This is a genomic window from Rhizobium sp. WW22 (assembly GCF_047041135.1).
Taxonomy (GTDB): domain Bacteria; phylum Pseudomonadota; class Alphaproteobacteria; order Rhizobiales; family Rhizobiaceae; genus Rhizobium.
In genome coordinates this window covers 2,985,516-3,003,625 of the sequence record NZ_CP178198.1, presented here as the reverse complement: position 1 = coordinate 3,003,625, position 18,110 = coordinate 2,985,516, and the positions used below count along the sequence as shown (strand labels likewise).

General features: G+C 60.2%; 18 protein-coding genes. 11 read left to right on the top strand and 7 right to left on the bottom strand.

Annotated features, from left to right (window positions below):
• The first annotated feature begins 96 nt into the window (after positions 1-96).
• The 5 genes from ACK83U_RS14770 (at position 97) to ACK83U_RS14750 (ending at position 6,586) form a co-directional block, all read left to right on the top strand.
• Positions 97-435: a P-II family nitrogen regulator gene (locus ACK83U_RS14770; protein ID WP_112607927.1), complete on the top strand. Its 339-nt coding sequence runs from the start codon at positions 97-99 to the stop codon at positions 433-435.
• Positions 436-462: 27 nt separating this feature from the next.
• Positions 463-1,830 carry an ammonium transporter gene (locus ACK83U_RS14765; protein ID WP_112399502.1) on the top strand — a complete coding sequence of 456 codons (1,368 nt, stop codon included), beginning with the start codon at positions 463-465 and terminating at the stop codon, positions 1,828-1,830.
• Between the two features lie 274 nt (positions 1,831-2,104).
• Positions 2,105-4,777: a DNA translocase FtsK gene (locus ACK83U_RS14760; protein ID WP_112607925.1), complete on the top strand. Its 2,673-nt coding sequence runs from the start codon at positions 2,105-2,107 to the stop codon at positions 4,775-4,777.
• A 136-nt stretch (positions 4,778-4,913) separates the two neighbouring features.
• The gene (locus tag ACK83U_RS14755) at positions 4,914-5,582 is read left to right on the top strand and encodes an outer-membrane lipoprotein carrier protein LolA (RefSeq protein ID WP_112336295.1); all 669 of its coding nucleotides are present in this window, start codon (positions 4,914-4,916) and stop codon (positions 5,580-5,582) included.
• A 200-nt stretch (positions 5,583-5,782) separates the two neighbouring features.
• A complete protein-coding gene (locus ACK83U_RS14750) occupies positions 5,783-6,586 on the top strand; it encodes an exodeoxyribonuclease III (RefSeq protein ID WP_112336296.1) in 804 nt (267 codons plus the stop codon).
• A gap of 17 nt (positions 6,587-6,603) precedes the next feature.
• Here ACK83U_RS14750 and ACK83U_RS14745 read toward each other — a convergent pair whose 3' ends face one another.
• The gene (locus tag ACK83U_RS14745) at positions 6,604-7,059 is read right to left on the bottom strand and encodes a cyclic nucleotide-binding domain-containing protein (RefSeq protein ID WP_015341494.1); all 456 of its coding nucleotides are present in this window, start codon (positions 7,057-7,059) and stop codon (positions 6,604-6,606) included.
• Positions 7,060-7,066: 7 nt separating this feature from the next.
• Positions 7,067-7,750, bottom strand: a complete 684-nt coding sequence (locus ACK83U_RS14740) for a response regulator transcription factor (protein WP_069614787.1) — start codon at positions 7,748-7,750, stop codon at positions 7,067-7,069.
• Positions 7,751-7,898: 148 nt separating this feature from the next.
• Between ACK83U_RS14740 and ACK83U_RS14735 the strand changes: the two genes are divergently transcribed.
• Positions 7,899-8,447: a L,D-transpeptidase family protein gene (locus tag ACK83U_RS14735; RefSeq protein WP_112607923.1), complete on the top strand. Its 549-nt coding sequence runs from the start codon at positions 7,899-7,901 to the stop codon at positions 8,445-8,447.
• Between the two features lie 145 nt (positions 8,448-8,592).
• Entirely contained in the window at positions 8,593-9,423 is an 831-nt protein-coding gene (locus ACK83U_RS14730; protein WP_112607921.1) for an aldo/keto reductase, read from the top strand.
• An 83-nt stretch (positions 9,424-9,506) separates the two neighbouring features.
• Here ACK83U_RS14730 and ACK83U_RS14725 read toward each other — a convergent pair whose 3' ends face one another.
• Positions 9,507-10,133, bottom strand: coding sequence for an NADPH-dependent F420 reductase (locus tag ACK83U_RS14725; protein ID WP_412474658.1), 627 nt, complete (start codon positions 10,131-10,133; stop codon positions 9,507-9,509).
• Between the two features lie 99 nt (positions 10,134-10,232).
• Between ACK83U_RS14725 and ACK83U_RS14720 the strand changes: the two genes are divergently transcribed.
• On the top strand, positions 10,233-11,129 hold the full coding sequence (locus ACK83U_RS14720) for a LysR family transcriptional regulator (protein ID WP_112607917.1): 897 nt from the start codon (positions 10,233-10,235) through the stop codon (positions 11,127-11,129).
• Between the two features lie 42 nt (positions 11,130-11,171).
• Here the strand turns inward: ACK83U_RS14720 and ACK83U_RS14715 are convergent, their stop codons facing one another.
• Positions 11,172-12,623, bottom strand: a complete 1,452-nt coding sequence (locus ACK83U_RS14715) for an MFS transporter (protein WP_412474657.1) — start codon at positions 12,621-12,623, stop codon at positions 11,172-11,174.
• A 140-nt stretch (positions 12,624-12,763) separates the two neighbouring features.
• Here ACK83U_RS14715 and ACK83U_RS14710 point away from each other — a divergent pair, with 140 nt between their 5' ends.
• Positions 12,764-13,690, top strand: a complete 927-nt coding sequence (locus tag ACK83U_RS14710; protein ID WP_412474656.1) for a LysR family transcriptional regulator — start codon at positions 12,764-12,766, stop codon at positions 13,688-13,690.
• On the opposite strand, the gene ACK83U_RS14705 is transcribed toward ACK83U_RS14710, so the two are convergent.
• On the bottom strand, positions 13,667-14,155 hold the full coding sequence (locus ACK83U_RS14705; protein WP_412474655.1) for a MarR family winged helix-turn-helix transcriptional regulator: 489 nt from the start codon (positions 14,153-14,155) through the stop codon (positions 13,667-13,669). The two genes, ACK83U_RS14710 and ACK83U_RS14705, sit on opposite strands and share 24 nt — an antisense overlap.
• Before the next feature lie 82 nt (positions 14,156-14,237).
• On the opposite strand from ACK83U_RS14705, the gene ACK83U_RS14700 reads away from it, so the two are divergent.
• Positions 14,238-15,140: an EamA family transporter gene (locus tag ACK83U_RS14700; RefSeq protein ID WP_412474654.1), complete on the top strand. Its 903-nt coding sequence runs from the start codon at positions 14,238-14,240 to the stop codon at positions 15,138-15,140.
• 79 nt (positions 15,141-15,219) lie between these two features.
• On the opposite strand, the gene leuC is transcribed toward ACK83U_RS14700, so the two are convergent.
• Together leuC and ACK83U_RS14690 are read right to left on the bottom strand one after the other, a co-directional pair.
• On the bottom strand, positions 15,220-16,629 hold the full coding sequence (gene leuC / locus ACK83U_RS14695) for a 3-isopropylmalate dehydratase large subunit (RefSeq protein ID WP_112607907.1): 1,410 nt from the start codon (positions 16,627-16,629) through the stop codon (positions 15,220-15,222).
• A gap of 68 nt (positions 16,630-16,697) precedes the next feature.
• Positions 16,698-16,832, bottom strand: coding sequence for a hypothetical protein (locus tag ACK83U_RS14690; RefSeq protein ID WP_015341484.1), 135 nt, complete (start codon positions 16,830-16,832; stop codon positions 16,698-16,700).
• A gap of 354 nt (positions 16,833-17,186) precedes the next feature.
• Between ACK83U_RS14690 and ACK83U_RS14685 the strand changes: the two genes are divergently transcribed.
• Positions 17,187-18,077 carry a tetratricopeptide repeat protein gene (locus ACK83U_RS14685; protein WP_412474653.1) on the top strand — a complete coding sequence of 297 codons (891 nt, stop codon included), beginning with the start codon at positions 17,187-17,189 and terminating at the stop codon, positions 18,075-18,077.
• Positions 18,078-18,110: the final 33 nt, after the last annotated feature.

The window sequence follows — 18,110 nt, the reverse complement described above, 5'->3', positions numbered from 1 at the left end:
GCCCTTTGAATGTGTATGGCCAGTCGCTGCAGAAACACTCGTCGGCGGCAAGGAGAGTCGGCTCCGCGCCGAGGCTAACAAAGGATGGGAAACCAGATGAAAATTGTGATGGCCATTATCAAGCCGTTCAAGCTCGATGAGGTCCGTGAGGCCCTCACGACTGTCGGCATCCAAGGCCTGACTGTGACCGAAGTGAAGGGCTACGGGCGCCAGAAGGGGCATACCGAGATCTATCGCGGCACCGAATATGCCGTGAGCTTCCTGCCGAAGCTGAAGATCGAAGTCGCAGTCGCATCCGAAACCGTCGACAAGGCCGTCGAGGCCATCGCGTCGGCCGCCAAGACCGGCCAGATCGGCGACGGCAAGATCTTTGTCTATTCCATTGACCATGCCGTGCGCATCCGTACGGGCGAAACCGATTCAGAAGCGCTGTAAGACACGGCGGACCAGGGAGTTATTTGCATGTCATTTTCCAAGCTTTCCTCTGCCCTGACACGGGTGGGCGCGCTTTCTGCGGCCTTGCTTGCGCCGGCGATCGCCTTTGCGCAGGAGGCCGCCCCGGCTGCTGCGGCTGCGACCGCCGCCGCTCCGGTTCCGGACAAGGGCGACACCGCCTTCATGTTCATCTCCACCATTCTCGTGCTCTTCATGCTCGTTCCGGGCCTTGCGTTGTTCTATGGCGGTCTTGTCCGCGCCAAAAACATGCTCTCGGTCCTGATGCAGTGCACGATGATCGGCGCCGTCGTGATGATCATCTGGGTTCTCTACGGCTACTCCTTCGCCTTCGGCGGCGGCACCAGCCCCTATTGGGGCGGCACGGCCAAGATGTTCCTGTCGGGCGTTTCGACCTCGACGACGGCTGCAACCTTCTCCAAGGGCGTCGTCATTCCTGAGTTCATCTTCATGCTGTTCCAGATGACCTTTGCCGCCATCACGCCGGCCCTGATCATCGGTGCCTTCGCCGAGCGCATCAAGTTCGGCGCGGCCGTGCTCTTCTGCGCGCTGTGGGCGACCTTCGTCTACTTCCCGATCGCTCACATGGTCTGGGATTCCAACGGCATGCTCTTCAAGATGGGCGCGCTCGACTTCGCAGGCGGCACCGTCGTTCACATCAATGCCGGTATCGCGGGCATCGTCGGCGCCATTCTCGTCGGCAAGCGCGTCGGCTTTGGCAAGGACATGATGGCTCCGCATTCCATGACGCTGACCATGGTCGGCGCATCCATGCTCTGGGTCGGCTGGTTCGGCTTCAATGCCGGCTCGAACCTTGAAGCATCCGGCGGCGCAATGCTCGCAACCGTCAACACCTTCATCGCAACCGCAGCCGCCATCATCTCCTGGTCGCTGGTCGAAACCTTCACCCGCGGCAAGGCCTCCATGCTCGGCGGCGCTTCGGGCATGGTTGCCGGCCTCGTCGCCATCACGCCTGCAGCCGGCATCGCCGGTCCGATGGGCGCGATCGTCATGGGCCTTATCGTCTCGCCGCTCTGCTACTTCTTCGTCTCGGTCGTGAAGAACAAGTTCGGCTATGACGACACGGCTGACGTCTTCGGCGTGCACTGCATCGGCGGCATCTTCGGCGCCATCGCAACCGGCATCTTCGCCAGCGCCTCGCTCGGCGGCGTCGGCTATGCCGAAGGCGTCACGATGAGCAGCCAGGTCGTCGTCCAGCTGACCGCCGTCGTCACGACCATCCTGTGGTGCGGCATCGGCTCGGCGATCCTCTACAAGGTCGTCGATGTCATCATCGGTCTGCGCGTCGCTCCGGAAGCCGAGCGCGAAGGTCTCGACCTCGCCTCGCACGGCGAAGCCGCCTACCACAATTCCTGATCGGAGCTTGCGAGACCGGAGCAAAGTTTCCGGTCTCGCTGAACATCCCGTCGCGTCCTGTTTCATCGTAAATAGGCCGCTCTTGGCCCGGACCTCGGTTCGGGCCCTTTTCTTTGGTGCGATTACATCCAGTGGCGAAAGCCCTGTAATCTCCCGGCTCGGCATGCATGGTTAACATGCCATTAACCCTCCTCTGATTAGGTATGGCTAACCTGCCGGCGAGTGGGCATAGACCGATTCGCTTGCGCTTTGGACTGGAACGGGGCTTGATATCATGGGCAGAAGCAATTCGGCGGCGTTGAGCGGTCGCCCCGACCGTTTATCGCTTTCGAGCGTGGTTTGGCGTCAGATCAAGGGGCTTTCGGGCTTTGGAATATTGTTCCTGCTGGCGCTCGCCGTTGCGGCGCTGGCGACCTGGAACGTCATGGACCCCAGCTATTCCTACGCAACTGCCAATGCGCCGACCAACCTGCTCGGCTTTCCCGGCGCCGCCTTTGCCGACGTCATGATGCAGTCGCTCGGCCTCACCTCGCTTTTGGCGATGCTGCCCGTCGTCGCCTGGGCCTTTGCGCTGATCACCAACCGCAAGCTTCATCGGGTACCCTCGCGCCTCGGCGCCTGGTTCGGCGGCTGCATCGTCGCAGCCGGCTCGATCGCCTGCTTTCCCGCTCCGCCGACCTGGCCGATCCCTAACGGCATCGGCGGTGTCGTCGGTGATCTTCTGCTACGCCTCCCGGCCCTTTTCATCGGCACCTATCCGAGCGGTGTCGTCGCCATCATCATCGGTTCGGTTCTCGCCGTCCCGGCCATTTGGCTCATGCTCTTTGCCTCCGGCGCCATCGGCGAAAATCTCGTGGAAGACGAGGAGGATGAGGACGATTACGAGGAAACCCGCAGCCGCGCCCGTCGGGTGGGCGACGTGGACGAGGATGACGACCGCGGCAGCTTCCTTGGCAATTTCATGGCCTTCGGCGCCGTCATGCATGCCTGGTACAACACGCAGGCCCGCTTGCGCCGGCTGTTCGGCATGGGTCCGCGCAAGCGCCGCGACCATGCCTTCGACGCGCCTTACGATTTCAATGATGACGAATTCGGCACGCTGAACGAGCCCGTGCGTGCCAAGGCGCCGATGGTGCGCGGTGACCGTCTCGAGCCGTCCATGGATGGCCCCGCCGCCCGGCGCGTCGTTTCCGCGCCCTCGATCAGCCTCGGCGATGACGAGGATGAGGACGAGGATTCCCTTTATGATCGCGATCCGCGGCGTCCTGCCGATATTCTGCCTGACGATGAGGATGAAGATTGGCCGTTAGCCCCGGCTGCATCGAAGGGAGCTGCCGCCGGCCATCGCGTCACCCCAGCCGCTCCGCGCCCGAAGCCTGGAGCGCGGGCTGAGCGGGAGGCGCAGACTTCCTTCATTCGTCCCTATGGTTTCCAGCTTCCCGCAGTCCATCTGCTTGCCGAGCCGAAGGCCGTCGCCCGCGATGCAACGCTCTCTGCAGATGCGCTGGAGCAGAATGCGCGCATGCTCGAAGGCGTGCTGGAGGATTTCGGCGTCAAAGGCGAGATCATCCACGTCCGCCCCGGTCCGGTCGTCACGCTCTATGAGCTGGAGCCAGCGCCAGGCATCAAGTCGTCCCGCGTCATCGGCCTTGCTGATGATATCGCCCGTTCGATGAGCGCGATCGCTGCCCGCGTCGCTGTCGTTCCCGGCCGCAATGCGATCGGCATCGAGCTGCCAAACTCGACGCGCGAGACGGTCTATCTGCGCGAGCTCATCGCCAGCCGGGATTTCGAGACCTCCAAGGCAAAGCTTGCGATGTCGCTCGGTAAGACGATCGGCGGCGAGCCCGTGATTGCCGACCTCGCCAAGATGCCGCATCTGCTCGTGGCAGGTACGACCGGCTCGGGTAAATCTGTTGCGATCAATACCATGATCCTGTCGCTGCTCTACCGCATGACGCCCGAGCAATGCCGCCTGATCATGATCGATCCGAAGATGCTCGAACTCTCCGTCTATGACGGCATTCCGCACCTCTTGTCGCCTGTCGTCACCGACCCGAAGAAGGCCGTGGTTGCGCTCAAATGGACCGTCCGCGAGATGGAAGAGCGCTACAAGAAGATGTCGAAGATCGGCGTGCGCAACATCGACGGCTTCAACAGCCGCGTCGAGCAGGCCGTCGCCAAGGGCGAGGCGATCAGCCGGACCGTGCAGACCGGCTTCGACCGCCAGACCGGCGAGGCGATCTATGAGACGGAAGAATTCGACCTGAAGCCCATGCCCTATATCGTCGTCATCATCGACGAAATGGCCGACCTGATGATGGTCGCCGGCAAGGATATCGAAGGTGCCGTGCAGCGTCTGGCGCAGATGGCACGTGCGGCTGGCATCCATGTCATCATGGCAACGCAGCGTCCTTCCGTGGATGTCATTACCGGCACGATCAAGGCGAATTTCCCGACCCGCATCTCCTTCCAGGTCACGTCGAAGATCGACAGCCGCACGATCCTCGGCGAGCAGGGGGCCGAACAACTCCTCGGCATGGGCGACATGCTCTACATGGCTGGCGGCGGGCGCATCCAGCGCGTGCATGGCCCCTTCGTCTCCGATGGCGAGGTGGAGGATATCGTCGCCTATCTGAAGACGCAGGGCGCGCCGCAATATCTCGATGCAATCACCGCCGATGATGAAGAGGACGATGACGGCCATGGTCCGGTCGGCACCTCCAATCTTTCCGATTCGGAGGATCCCTACGATCAGGCGGTTGCGATTGTGCTGCGTGACGGCAAGGCCTCGACCTCTTATATCCAGCGCCGTCTCGGCATCGGCTACAATCGTGCGGCGTCGCTGATCGAGCGCATGGAGCAGGAGGGCCTGATCGGCCCGGCCAACCATGCCGGCAAGCGCGAAATTCTCGTCCCGACTGAAGCCGATATTCTGGATCGCTGAGGCAACGCGCCTTTCTGTGTGGCATATCCCGTCTATGTTCAGAGAAATTTGATCGCAGCCCTTACCGGCCCCGGGGCCGTTGCGCCATGAAGACGCCGATTTTGCGCGCCATGGACGAAGCATGAAGGAGAATTCGATGACAAAGTTTGATGCGCAGCCGTCCAGCCGACTTTCCCTGACCCGCCGGCATTTCCTCGGCGCTGCGGTTGCTGTCGGCGCGGCAGGCGCTCTGCCGGTTTCGGCTTTCGCGCAGGCCCAAGCACAGACGCAGCCGGCGGCCGCTACCCTCAATCCCAACATCGCCCAGGCCATCGCCGATCATTTTTCGTCCATCAAGTCGATGAAGGGCGGCTTCCTGCAGATCGGCCCGCGCGGCGATCAGATGAGCGGCGCATTCTTCATCCAGCGGCCCGGCAAGATGCGCTTCAACTACGATCCGCCGTCGCGCATGCGCGTAATTTGCGACGGGAACAACGTGCAGGTCATCAACGACCAGACGCAGACGAGGAACATGTATCAGCTGTCGAAGACGCCGCTGAGCCTGCTGCTGGCCAACAAGATCGACCTCTCAGCCGATATGGTGCGCAACGTCGATTCGCAGCCGGATCTCACCAAGATCACGCTCGGCAACCGAACTGTCTTCGGCGATTCCACCATCACGATGATCTTCGATTCGAAGTCCTATGACCTGCGCCAATGGACCGTCATCGATCCGCAGGGCAAGACGACCGATGTGATCATCAACAACGTAAAGACGAACGTCGCCTTCGACGACAGCGTTTTCCGCATCGATTACACGCGCTGAGCGTCGTCTCCATCCGAGCCATAGTAAGCGGCGAATGGCGCTTTTCTTTCCGCCACAGCCGGTCTAAAGCCTTAGGCTGACCGGAGGGACCAGCGATTCATCGAATCGCAGAGTCGATACGGTTGTCTGTTTTGACGCAATTCCGGACGGAAAACCGCTGCGCACTTTTCCTCGAATTGCTTTAGGGAAAAGGTTCGGGCATGGGATTTTCGATTGCGACCTGGAATATCAATTCGGTGCGGCTGCGCATGCCCATCGTCGAGCAATTCGTCATGCAGGCCCGGCCGGATATTCTCTGCCTGCAGGAAACCAAGGTTCCGAACGAGCTTTTTCCTCATGCGCCGCTCCGCGCGCTTGGCTATGAGCACATCATCATTCATGGCCAGAAGGGTTATCATGGCGTCGCCATCGCTTCGCGTTTCCCGTTGACCGAGGACCACCGCCAGGATTATTGCAATGTCGGCGACAGCAGGCACATCTCGGCCATCTTCGAGCGCGGTGGCCGCCGCATTCGTCTGCATAATTTCTATGTGCCGGCCGGCGGCGACGAACCGGATCGCACGATCAATCCGAAATTCGGCCACAAGCTCGATTTCATCGAGGAGATGAAGAAGCTGCATGCCAATGCCGAGCAGAACACCTCCGCGATCCTCGTCGGCGATCTCAATATCGCTCCGCTGGAGCACGACGTCTGGTCGCACAAGCAGCTCCTGAAGATCGTCAGCCATACGCCTGTGGAGACCGAAGGGCTGCTCGAGGTGATGAAGCGCGGCGCCTGGCTCGACCTGATGCGCCAGCAGGTGCCGGAAAACGAAAAGCTCTATACGTGGTGGAGCTATCGCGCCAAGGATTGGGAGGCCGCCGACCGCGGCCGCCGTCTCGACCATATCTGGTCATCCTCCGATCTCGGCCCGCATCTGCAGAGAATCGAGATTCTGAAAGCGGCGCGCGGCTGGGATCGTCCGTCCGACCACGTGCCGGTCGTGGCGCATTTCAATCTCTGAAGCGGGATTGAGTGTTATCAGGAAAACCGGCCGAGCATTGCGGCCGCTTGCCTGGCAAGTGCGGCGAAGTTTTCGCGGATGCGGTTCTGGATCAGCAGGCCGGCGTCTGGATATTCTTCGATCAACCGGTGAAAGAGGGCGCGCGTGATGCGGATCACGTCGGACTCTTCGGCGGCGACAGCCGTATATTTCCGCTCCACCAAGGTCACCATCGCCAGCTCCGAAAGCATGGTGCCGGCCTGGACTATCGCTTCCACCTGTATCTGGCCGTTAGCATCGATGGTGCTGAGTTCGAAACTGCCGCGCGTGATGACATAGGCGCATTCGGCGGGTGATTTTTCCCGGAACAGCGTCTGGCCTTCGTTCACGTGGCGGCGATCGGCACCGAAGGCGATCAGCCGCAGCGGCTCATCGCCCATGCCATGAAACAGCGGCAGTTGCGACAGCAGTCGGATATCGTCGTTCAGCGCCATCGATTGCCTATGGAATGATCTTGTAGCCGCCGTTTTCCGTGACTAGGATTTCGGCGTTGGAGGGATCGCGCTCGATCTTCTGGCGAAGGCGGTAGACATGGGTCTCGAGCGTATGGGTGGTCACGCCGGAATTATAGCCCCAGACTTCCTCCAGCAGGATATCGCGGGTGACGACCTTCTGGTCGGCGCGATAGAGATAGCGGATGATGGCGGCTTCCTTTTCCGTCAGGCGGATCTTCTGTCCGTCTTCGGTGGTCAAAAGCTTCTGGCTCGGTTTGAAGAGATAGCGTCCGACGGTGAAGGTCGCATCCTCGCTCTGCTCGTGCTGACGCAATTGCGCGCGGATACGGGCGAGGAGGACAGCGAAGCGGAAAGGCTTCGTCACATAATCGTTGGCGCCGGCTTCGAGGCCCAGAATGGTGTCGGAATCCGTGTCGTGACCCGTCAGCATGATGATCGGTGGCTTGAACCCGTTCTTGCGCAGCAGCTTTACGGCTTCGCGGCCGTCCATATCGGGCAGGCCGACATCCATGATGAGGAGATCCACGGGCACGGTGCGCGCGGTCTGCACGCCTTTTCCGGCGGTCGCCTCCTGCAGGACGTTGAATTCCTCGTAAAGCGATAATTGCTCGACCAACATCTCACGCAGGTCGTTGTCATCATCCACCAGGAGAATGGTGCGTGCCGTCATGCCGTTCGGGTCCTTGTTCTCATTCCTCCTAAGTCCTACGCCAAATTGCACTTTTGGCAAGTCGCGAGGCGGCTCAGGCTTGGTCGTTTGGTTGAAACTGCTATGATTTCAAACGAAATCACACGCAAAGCAAAAACATGTGAGGGAAATGCAAAAGATAAGGGCGGAGGCGGGACGGACCGCATCGACGATCGTCGTGCGGCCTGCGCCGGGTAAGAAAATGCGGGCATTGGTGCAAGTGGGGGGCATCACGGTGCCGGCGGCAATCGGCCGGTCCGGGCGCAGCATCTTGAAGCGGGAGGGCGACGGCGCGACGCCGATTGCGGGCATGAAGCTGCTCTATGGCTTCACGCGCGGCGATCGGATCCGCTTCCTGCGGACGGCCCTGCCGATGCGGCACATCCGGAAGGATATGCTCTGGTGCGATCAACCCGACGATGCCAACTACAACAGGCCGGTGAAGGCGCCCTTCAAGCCGAGCCACGAGGAATTGCAGCGGGAGGATGGCCTTTACGATATCTGCCTGGTGCTGGACTGGAACGTGCGCTCGCGCCGGCGCAACCGCGGCTCGGCGATCTTCTTCCACCTGATCAGGCCGGGATATGAGCCGACGGCCGGGTGTGTTGCGGTGAGCCTGCGCGACATGAGGCGCATCCTGCCATTACTGCGAAGAGGTACGACCGTCCGGGTTGTCTGAAAGGTCGCCCGGGGTTAACATCCCGATATTCTCCACTATATGGGATTTCGACCGGTGCGCCTTTGCGGACCAGACCGACCCCTTTTCTTTTAGAATTTAAATCACGCCTTCACTCCACCCGCTTCTCATCCTTTGGAGACTTATCGTGACCACGCAACCGACAATCACGTTCAATGACGGCAATTCGATTCCGCAGGTCGGCCTCGGCGTCTGGCAGACGCCGGAAAACGTCGCGCCGATGGCCGTCAGCACGGCTTTGAAAGCCGGCTATCGCCATATCGATACCGCAGCCATCTATGCCAACGAGGATGGCGTCGGCGAAGGCGTGCGCCAGTCCGGCGTTGCCCGCAAGGACATCTATCTCACAACCAAGCTCTGGAATGAGGCACAGGGCTTCGATTCCACGCTGAAGGCCTTCGACGAAAGCCTGAAACGGCTCGGCACCGACTATATCGACCTCTACCTCATCCACTGGCCGTCGCCGCATCGCAACCGCTATCTCGACACCTGGAAGGCTTTCGTCCGTCTCAAGGAAGAAGGCCGCGCTCGTTCGATCGGCGTCTCCAATTTTGCCGCCGCGCATCTCGAACGTATCATCGGCGAGACCGGCGTGACGCCCGTGCTGAACCAGATCGAGCTGCATCCCACCTTCCAGCAGAAGGAACTGCGTGCCGTTCACGACAAACTCGGCATCAAGACCGAATCCTGGAGCCCGCTCGGCCAGGGCAAGCTTCTGACCAACGCCGTGATCGGCAAGGTCGCCGCCAAGCATGGCCGCACGCCGGCACAGATCATCATCCGGTGGCACATCGACAACGGCCTAATCGTCATCCCGAAATCGGTGACGCCGAGCCGCATCGAGGAAAACCTCAACGTTTTCGATTTCAAGCTCGACGGTGACGACCTGGCTGACATGGCCAAGCTCGATTCGGCGGGCGGTCGCATCGGTCCGGATCCGCTGACGGCGAGCTTTTGATCGCAGGTTGCCATCAGTTTATGCAAGGAGGCCCGGAGTGAAGACTCCGAGCCTCTTTTGTCATCCTGTCGTCCTGAGTGCCGTCAGACCTGAACCCAGGCCGGTGCCATAGTCGGTCCTTTGCCGAGAAAGAAGCCGAAGTGGATGTTCATCTCGCCGATCGGCTCGATGAAACGGGCATTGCTGAGCGGACCAGCGTTGACCGGCTCGAAGCCGATGGATTCGACGAGGTCGGATACGGCATGTTTTGCCTTCTCGTCGTCTCCGGCAATGAAGACCTGCAGCACCTTGCCGTTCCGTCCCTCGGCGGGCAGCAACGGTGCGAAAATCGTGTTGAAAGCCTTCACCACTGTGGCCTCGGGCGCTAGCGCCTGAATTTCTTCGGCCGCCGAGCTCGAGTGCCCGACGACGAGGCCGCTGAAATCTGCGGTGACGGGATTGCTGATATCGATCAGCACCTTGCCCTTCAGATTTCCGGCTTCCTTCAGCGTTTCCGCGATAGCGCCATAAGGCAGCGCGAGTATGACGATATCTGCAAGCTTGACGGCGGCGGCAACCCCGCCCGCTTCGATGCCAGCGCCCAGTTCGGCGGCAAAGGCTACTGCCTTTGCGGGATCGCGATGGCCGATGACGACGTCAGATCCTGCTCCGGTCAGCAGACGCGCCAATCCTGCCCCCATATTTCCGACACCAATGACAGCGATTTTCATATTTATCAGTTCCTTGTTGTGACTGACAAACATATAAAATTATCGCCATATCCGGATAAATGGTCTAGATAACTCGATACTTGAAACGGGTTGTTTCTAATGGATCGCTTCTCCGGCATGAACGTTTTCGTCAAGGCAGTCGAGCTCGGCTCCTTCAGTGCCGCGGCAGAGGCATTGAACATGTCGCCGCAGCTCGTCGGCAAACATGTGCAATTTCTCGAACAGCATCTTGGTGTTCGGCTTTTGAATCGCACCACACGTCGTCAGCACCTGACGGAAGTCGGCAGCCAGTTTTACGAGCGCTCGCGCAATATTCTGGCAGAAGTCGAGGCTGCGGAGGCGCTGGCGGCGGAAACTCGGGCCGTGCCGCGCGGGAAGCTGAGGGTCAACGCCCCCGTCACCTTCGGTATCCATGCGCTCGCGCCGACGCTTCCCAAATATCTGGGTGCACATCCGGAGGTTTCGATCGATCTGTCGCTAACGAACCGCATGGTGGATCTGATCGATGAGGGCTATGACGCAGTCTTTCGCGTCGGTAAGCTTGCTGACAGCGGGTTGATCGCCCGTCGTCTCAGTCCCTATCGTCTGGTGATCTGTGCTGCGCCGAGCTATCTGCGCGCCCGCGGCACCCCCTCCACGCCAGATGATCTTCGAAATCATGAGTGCCTGATCTTCTCGCATACGATGCTCAGGACTCATTGGGATTTTGAAGGATCGGAGGGGAATGTGAGCGTTCCGATCTCCGGCCGGCTGATGATCGACAATGGTGAGGCGCTGCTGAAAGCCGCGCTGGCAGGGCTCGGCATTATCCTGCAGTCGTCCGAACTCATCCAATCGAGCTTGGAAACGGGAGCGCTGGTGCCGCTTTTGCCCGGATATAGCGTGCCGACGCGCCCGCTGCATGTTCTCTACGCGCCGGATCGCCGCATCACGCCGAAGCTCCGTAGCTTTCTCGACTTCGTTTCGGCGGAATTCGGCGGCCACGGACCGGTGTGACCGGATGGCGGGATTATCCTCCGCCATCCTCTCGGCTCATTCTCACGAGACCTCTTGCGCAAGGGCATCACGCCTTGAACGCGCCATGCCGGCGATGGCGATGGCCAGCGTCGCGACGATGAGCAGGGCGCCGACTGCGAAGGTGATCTGCATGCCTGTTGCAATGGCTTCCGGGCGTGCCGTGATAATGTCGCTCGTTCCCGACCCCAGTGTGAAGATCGCACCCATGACGGCTGTGCCTGTGATCAGGCCGAGATTTCGCGACAGGCTCAACATACCGGAAATCACGCCACGTTGCTCCGCCCTTATGTCCTTCATGATGGTGGTGTTGTTGGACGCCTGAAAGAGCGCATAGTTTGCGGTCACGATAACCAGCGGACCGATGTAGCCGGCGGCTCCGAACCTGCCTTGCAACATCACTATCAGGAAGAGGCCGGCAATCATGCCGACAAGACCCGTCATGGTCACGCGCTGGGCGCCGAAGCGATCGGCGATGCGGCCGGCCGGCACGCCCGTCAGGGCCGACACCAGCGGGCCGGCGGACATGATGGCGCCGACATGGGCTGCATCGAAGCCAAGGCTGCGGGAGAGATAGAAGGGGCCGACCACCAGCGTCGCCATGATGACGGTGGAAACGAGGGTGCTCATGGCAAGACTTGCGCTTAGCGATGCATCACGGAACATCGAAGGGCGCAACAACGGCGACACCACTTTCGTTTCAGTGACCGCAAAGAGAACGATGCCGAAAGCTGCCGCTAACAGCAGGCCGATATTCAGCGCACCGAAGCTTCCGTGCCCAAGGGTCATGGCCAGCGCATAGGCAGCGAGTGTCAAGGACAATAGCAGAGTGCCAATCGTATCCAGCCGGTCCTTGCTCGCCTTCCGGTCCCGACGATCCGCCGGCAGGAAGCGGGCTGCGAGCAGGAAATTCGCAATCCCAAGCGGCACGTTGATGAGGAAAATGGTCTCCCAGCCGAAGCTGGCGATCACGATGCCACCGAGCGATGGGCCGAGCGTGGTGCCGATCGCGGACATGGTGCCGAGCAGGCCCATGGCGCTGCCTGTCCGCTCTTTCGGCACGGTTTCGCCGACCATCGCCACGGTCAGCGCCATCATCATGGCGGCACCGAGGCCCTGCAGACCTCTGGCGGCGAGCAATAGCCAGAGGGTCGGTGCGACGCCGCAGAAGAGCGAGGCGAGCGTGAAGAGGCTTATGCCGATCAGCAGCAGGCGCCGCCGGCCGAAAATGTCGCCTAACTTTCCGACGCTGACGATCAGCGTGGTGATGGCGAGCAGATAGGCAAGGACGATCCATTGCACCTGCTGGAAGGAGGCATCGAATGCCTGGGCAAGCGTCGGCAGAGCGATATTGGCAATGCTGGTGCCGAGCGAGGGCATCAACATGGAGAGCGAGAGGCTGGCGAGCGCCCAGCGGGTCGAGGATGCTGATTTTGTGTAGCCGGCTTTGCCCGGATCTTCGATGATTGGCTGCAATACGAGCTCCATTTCTAGCGACGTAATAAAACTTCCGGCAGAAAGGTAGCTCTCGACGCGATATGGCGGAACGCGCAGCATTTGCACTTCATTCGTGCGTTTGACGCTATATATTACACAAACCGTGCTATGCTCGCGCCATGTCCACGCCCGATCTCAACCTGCTCATCACTCTCAATGTCCTGCTTGCCGAAGGCAGTGTCGCGCGCGCCGCCCGGCGATTGCGGCTCAGCCCATCCGCCATGAGCCGACAGCTTGCGCGTCTGCGTGAGACGACAGGGGATCCGCTGCTGGTTCGGGCGGGGCGGGGGCTCGTGCCGACGCCGCGGGCGCTGGAGCTGCGCGACCGTGTCGGTCAGCTTGTGCAGGAGGCGGAAGCGGCCCTGCGGCCCGCCGAAAGCTTGGATCTGAAGCAGCTTGCTCGAATTTTCACGCTGCGCACCCGCGAAGGTTTCGTGGAGAATTTCGGCGCCGAACTGATCGCGCGCATTGCCGAGCAGGCGCCTGGCGTTCGGCTCTACTTCATGCAGAAGCTGGACAAGGACAGCACGCCCTTGCGCGATGGGGCGATCGACTTCGAAACCGGCGTTGTCGGTGACGATACCGGTCCCGAGCTCAGAACGCAGGCACTGTTCCGCGATCATTTCATCGGCCTGGTCCGAAGCGGACATCCGTTGAGTGAAGGAGAGGTGACCCCGGAACGTTACGCGGCCGGGCAACATATTCTGGTATCACGGCGCGGCCTTCAGAAAGGGCAGATCGACGAGGCGTTGGAAGAGTTGGGCCTGAAGCGGCAGATCGCAACGATTGTCGGCAGCTTTTCGGCTGCGCTGGCCTTGGCGCGCGCCTCCGACCTGATCGTCAGCGTACCGGAGCGCTATACGGGCAATCTGCGTGTCGGCATGCATAGTTTTGCGTTGCCGGTGTCGACATCGGATGTGACGATCTCGCTGCTCTGGCATCCGCGCATGGATGCGGATCCGGCGCACCGCTGGCTGAGGGGCTGCATTCGCGAGGTCTGTACCGGATCGCGTTCGGGGCGATCAATCAGATTCGAAGTCGGCTAAGTAATTGCGAAGCAGCCGGTCAAGAGCTTTTTGTTCGCCTTCAGAAAGGGTGGAGATCAGGCGTTTCTGCGTTTCGACATGTGCCGTCACCGCCGCATCGATAAGCTCGAAACCTTTTGGCGTCAGGGATATCAGGAAGCTGCGGCCATCATCCGGGTTCTGGCTGCGAGCGACGAGACCGGCCCTCTCCAGCTGATCGATACGATTGGTCATCGTGCCCGACGAGACCATCATCGTTTCCATCAGGTCGCTGGGCGAGAGCGTATAGGGCTCGCCCGAGCGGCGCAGGGTCGCCAGCATGTCGAAGTTCGCCGCGTTCAGGCCGAAGCGGCCGAAGGTCTTCTCCATCTCGCGCGAGAGATGGAGCGCGAGATTGCGCAGGCGCCCGAAAAGGCCCATCGCCGTGGTGTTGAGGTCCGGCCGTTCACGGCGCCACTGGGCGAGAATTTTATCGATGCGATCCATAACGAGATCTCGCCATGAATTTATCTTGACGTCAAGGTATTTCAGATTATCTTGAGGTCAAGATAAATTTGAGGCCAAGGCCATGAACCGCAATTTCGACCTGTTGCTCACCGCCATCGCGCCGGCGATCTGGGGCAGCACCTATTTGGTAACGACGCAGCTTTTGCCGGCCGGTTATCCATTGACTGTCGCCATGCTGCGCGCACTGCCCGCCGGCCTGCTGCTGCTCCTCATCGTGCGGCGGCTGCCGCATGGGGTCTGGTGGCTGAAGTCGCTGGTGCTCGGGGCGCTGAATTTCTCTGTCTTCTGGTGGCTGCTGTTCATTTCGGCCTATCGACTGCCCGGCGGCGTTGCCGCGACCGTCGGTGCCGTCCAGCCGCTGATCGTTATTGTGCTGGCGCGCTTGCTGCTGGGATCACCGATCCGTAGCCTTTCAATTGTTGCGGCGCTTGCCGGCATCGGTGGTGTCGCGCTCCTGATCCTGACGCCGAATGCGACGCTCGACCCGATCGGCATTATTGCCGGCATCGGCGGTGCTTTTTCCATGGCGGCCGGAACCGTGCTCAGCCGCCGCTGGCGGCCGGATGTCTCGCCGCTGACCTTTACGGCATGGCAGCTGACGGCCGGCGGCGTGCTGTTGCTGCCGGTGGCCCTGCTGCTTGAGCCGCCGCTGCCGCATCTGACCGGCGCTAACGTTCTCGGCTTCGCCTATCTCGGGCTGATCGGCGCAGCACTCACCTATATTCTCTGGTTTCGGGGTTTGTCGCGGCTCGAGCCTTCGATGGTCTCGCCGCTCGGCTTCCTCAGCCCAACCATGGCCGTGATCCTGGGGTGGGCGGTGCTCGGCCAGCAGCTGAGCCCGATGCAAATGTTCGGCATTGCCGTCGTGCTTGGCAGCGTCTGGCTCAGCCAGCGCGCGCAGCAGGCTCCGACGGTAGGAAATCCCATGCTTGGCGGGAGACAAGCCGTCACATCGAAGCAATAGAGCAGCCGGCGAATTTCCCCCCGGCAAACGAAAAGGGCGGCCATCAGGCCGCCCTTCGTCATTCATGCCTTCAGGCCGATCACTTCCACTCGCGGATATCGACGAAGTGGCCGGCGATTGCGGCGGCGGCGGCCATGGCCGGCGAGACCAGATGCGTGCGGCCTTTGAAGCCCTGGCGGCCTTCGAAGTTGCGGTTCGAGGTCGAAGCGCAACGTTCGCCCGGCTTCAGGCGGTCGTCGTTCATGGCGAGGCACATGGAGCAGCCAGGCTCGCGCCAGTCGAAGCCGGCAGCCTTGAAGATCTTGTCGAGACCTTCGGCCTCAGCCTGCTCCTTCACTAGGCCAGAGCCCGGAACGATCATGGCGTTGACCGTGGAAGCCACCGTCTTGCCTTCGACGACCTTGGCGACTGCGCGCAGGTCTTCGATGCGGCCGTTGGTGCAGGAGCCGATGAAGACGCGATCGACGTTGATCTCGGTTATCGGCGTGCCCGGCTTCAGGCCCATATAGTCGAGTGCACGCCACTTGGAGGTACGCTTGGTCTCATCCTGGATTTCGTCCGGGTTCGGAACGATACCCTGAACGGAGATGACGTCTTCCGGCGAGGAGCCCCAGGAGACGATCGGCGGCAGGCTTGCGGCATCGAGCTTGACGATGCGGTCGTAATGCGCGCCTTCGTCGGACTTCAGTGTCTTCCAGTAGGCGATCGCCTGTTCCAGCGCTTCGCCCTTCGGCGCGCGCGGCTTGCCCTTGATATATTCGAAGGTGATCTCATCCGGAGCGATCAGGCCGGCGCGGGCGCCGCCTTCGATCGACATGTTGCAGATGGTCATGCGGCCTTCCATCGACAGCGAGCGAATGGCTTCGCCGGCATATTCGATGACATAGCCGGTGCCGCCGGCAGTGCCGATCTCGCCGATGATGGCGAGGATGATGTCCTTGGCGGTGACGCCCGGCGGCAGCTGACCGTCGACCTGCACCAGCATGTTCTTGGCCTTCTTCTGGATCAGCGTCTGCGTGGCGAGCACATGCTCGACCTCGGAGGTGCCGATACCATGGGCGAGAGAGCCGAAGGCACCGTGGGTCGAGGTGTGGCTGTCACCGCAGACGATGGTCATGCCGGGCAGGGTGAAGCCCTGCTCGGGGCCGATGATGTGAACGATGCCCTGGCGCTTGTCGTTTTCGGAGTAGTATTCCACGCCGAATTCGGCGGCGTTCTTGGCGAGCTGCTCGACCTGAATGCGGCTTTCTTCGTTCTTGATGCCGAGATGACGATCCGGCGAGGTCGGCACGTTGTGGTCGACGACGGCAAGCGTCTTCTGCGGCGCGTGAACCTTGCGGCCGGTCATGCGCAGGCCTTCGAAGGCTTGCGGCGACGTCACTTCGTGAACGAGATGACGGTCGATATAGAGAAGACAGGTGCCGTCTTCTTGGGCGTCAACCAAGTGGTCATCCCAGATTTTGTCGTACAGTGTGCGTGGAGCGCTCATGGCTACAAATCCATATTGGCATTGTCGAAAGGGGATTGACGGATCAGGACCGCCGGCCTCGGGTGTGATCAGCGAAGTCGGCTGTTGAGCGCGCCCGAAATCATCGCAAAGAAGCGTGCCGGCAGGCGCTTGTGGTCCTGCAGCACGAAAGCCGTGACGTAACGTCCGTCTTTGCTCATGATCTTACTCATGGCGTTGCTCATATCAATTTTCCGAAGTCTCGGCAATGGTGAGCATTTCCGGCATCAGCCAATCGTGCCAGGTTAACAGAAAGTCAAAAGTTACCGCAGGTGCAATCCGATAAATCATGCATGTCGTGCGCGCAGCTAGGCAGTCATTGAAGCGGCATGCGCTTTCAGCGCCTCCTTGCGGCTTGGAACGGTGCTTATGGTCCCCGGAAAGCAAATTATCAGCCGCCAATCTGCTCGCCGAATTGCCAAGTTCGAAACTATTCAGTTTAACCTATTACCACACCGCACTTGCTTTTCTCAAAGCTGCGGATCAGATTGCATTTCCGTCTGAAATATAAAAGCAAAGATATATATGCGGACAATGCTATGTACGTCTTAATGAAAGGCTGCGGCATTCTTGTTGGCTTATCTCTGGTTTTCGCGGTTTCGGCCGTTTTTATCCCGTACAGGATTCAGGCGACGGCATATGCCGACGAAGGGCAGGATCTATATAGTACGGGAGATTACCAACGCGCGCTGAAGTACTGGCAGCCTCTGGCTGAACACGGAGACGCTCAAGCTGAGTTTGGTTTGGGGCTTCTTTATGAAACCGGGCATGGTGTTGAGCAAAACTTCGATACGGCTCAGAGTTGGTATCGGAAGGCGGCAGAGCAGGGCCTGGCGAGTGCGCAAAATACCCTAGGGGCAATGTACGCCAATGGTCGGGGTGTTGCGAAAGATGATGTGCAAGCCGAAGAATTGTACCGCAAGGCGGCAGAACAAGGAGATGTCCACGCAGAAGTGAATTTGAGCAATATGTACCGATTTGGGCACGGCGTTCCTCGTGACATAAACCTCGCTATCACTTGGCTTCAAAAGGCATCCGAAGCAGGTAACCCCGTTGCGCAATCTAATTTGGGTGGCCTCTATATTTCCGAGGACGGAGTCAAAGACTATTCGAAAGCGGCAATTCTGTTTCAAAAGTCCGCAGATCAAGGAGACCCGGGAGGACAAAATGGCCTTGGCATTATGTGTGGTCTTGGGTTGAACAGACCAATAGATCCTGCGTGTGCGGCAAATTGGTATCGTAAAGCGGCGGAGCAAGGTAGCCCATCAGCGGAGGTTAATCTTGGTAGCGCCTATTATAATGGCTCCGGAATCGAAAAGGATATCAGCCTGGCGATATTCTGGTATCGAAAAGCCGCGGAACAAGGAAACGTCCGGGCGCAAGAATATCTCCAATACATAGCTGAGCATCAACCTATCCTCAAGGGATAGGTCATAATGGTGAATGGCAATCGGATCGCACCG